General features: G+C 40.4%; 2 protein-coding genes and 1 pseudogene. All 3 read left to right on the top strand.

Features of this window, described 5'->3' with window-relative positions; all coding sequences use genetic code 11:
• Positions 1-233: pseudogene (locus AC6F75_RS06580) on the top strand (short-chain dehydrogenase); the annotation flags it as partial.
• Position 234: 1 nt separating this feature from the next.
• A complete protein-coding gene (locus tag AC6F75_RS06585; protein ID WP_500714162.1) occupies positions 235-855 on the top strand; it encodes a SprT-like domain-containing protein in 621 nt (206 codons plus the stop codon).
• Positions 856-950: 95 nt separating this feature from the next.
• On the top strand, positions 951-1,754 hold an 804-nt coding region (locus AC6F75_RS06590; RefSeq protein ID WP_500714164.1), incomplete at its 3' end, for a sugar phosphate nucleotidyltransferase.

Here is a 1,754-nt window from a genome sequence, read left to right on the forward strand (position 1 = left end):
GAGCTGTCATCACGCTTACTGAGCTTCTAGCGGAAGAATACAAAGAAACCGGTCCGGCATTCAATGTTTTGGCCTTGGGAGCCGTTCAAACCGAAATGCTCGAAGAAGCCTTCCCCGGTTATCAGGCACCCCTCACGGCTCAAGATATGGCCGCATACATAAAAAACTTTGCCCTTACTGGAAATCAGTTTTACAATGGAAAAATTTTGCAGGTGTCCAGTTCAACGCCCTAAGATGAAAGAAATTTTAATAAACTACATACCCGAACAAGCAGTTGACCCCACTTTTGAACTGATAAAAAAAAACAATATTTATCTTCAGATAGTCAATCAACGGGTAACCCGCCATGGCGATTACAGAAGGTTGCCTAACGGGCAGCACAAAATCACGGTCAACGCTTCTCATAACAAATACAGGTTTTTTATCACCCTGATTCACGAAATTGCACATCTGGAAGCTTTTGAAACTTTCGGAAGACAGATAAAGCCACATGGCTCTGAATGGAAACTCACCTTTCAAAAACTAATGCTACCGTTTATTCATCCGGCAATTTTTCCCAACCAATTGTTACCACTACTTGCAAAACATTTTAAAAACCCAAAGGCAAGCAGCGACACCGACGCCAAACTTTCCCTTGCACTTAAATATTATGACCCGGCCAACGATAAAAATTTTATCTTTGAACTGCCTGAAGGAACGCTTTTTAAAATTTACAACGGCAGGGTTTTTAAAAAAGGGGCAAAACGTGTAAAGCGTATTGAAGGTGTTGAGCTTTCCACCGGGAAACTATATCTTTTTAACCCCAACGCCGAAGTAAGCCCCCTAACCCCCGAAGGGGGGAAAGAGTTTTCTTAATTAGAAAATTTAATTGAAAAATGAAAAATAGTTTTAGTTCAAAAGAACAGAAAGTCCCCCCTTCGGGCGAATTTAGGGGGGCTTACGCCGTAATCATGGCCGGAGGCATCGGTTCCCGATTTTGGCCCGTGAGCACAGAGGAATTTCCCAAGCAGTTTCACGATTTGTTGGGAACCGGACAAACTTTACTTCAAAAAACCTTCAGCCGGCTCAACAAAATCATTCCTTCAGAAAACATTTTAATTCTTACCAATGCACGATACAAGGCATTGGTTTTAGAACAACTTCCTCAAGTTATTGAGTTGCAATTGGTTCTTGAACCAGCTATGCGAAACACTGCGCCTTGTATTTTACTTTCAGCATTAAAAATCCAAAAACAAAATCCCGATGCGGTTATGTTGGTTGCCCCCAGCGACCATTGGATTGAAGATGAAGAAGCATTTTTGCAAAATATTCAGGCTTCATTTCAACATTGTTCAGAAAATGATATGCTGATGACATTGGGAATTCAGCCCACATTTCCAAACACAGGCTATGGTTATATTGAATATGAAAAGTCTGCTGATGAGGTAAAAAAAGTACTTCGGTTTACCGAAAAACCGGATTATGAAACCGCTAAGAAATTTATTTCCGCCGGAAATTTTATGTGGAATGCGGGTATTTTTATCTGGAGTGTAAAAAACATTACCGCTGCCTTTGAAAAACTTATGCCTGAGATGCATCAGCTTTTTGAATCCGGAATGGAATTTTACAATACTGAAGATGAAGCTACTTTTATCAAAAAAAATTATGCTGCTTCTGAAAACATTTCCATCGATTATGCCATTTTGGAAAAAGCAGCCAATGTGTTTGTTTTACCTGCAACTTTTGACTGGAATGATCTGGGAACCTGGGGCTCA

It is taken from the genome of Planktosalinus sp., assembly GCF_059864935.1.

Excerpts from the sequence above, each read along its gene's own strand:
- AC6F75_RS06585 (WP_500714162.1), top strand. The coding sequence starts at position 235 with ATGAAAGAAATTTTAATAAACTACATACCCGAACAAGCAGTTGACCCC.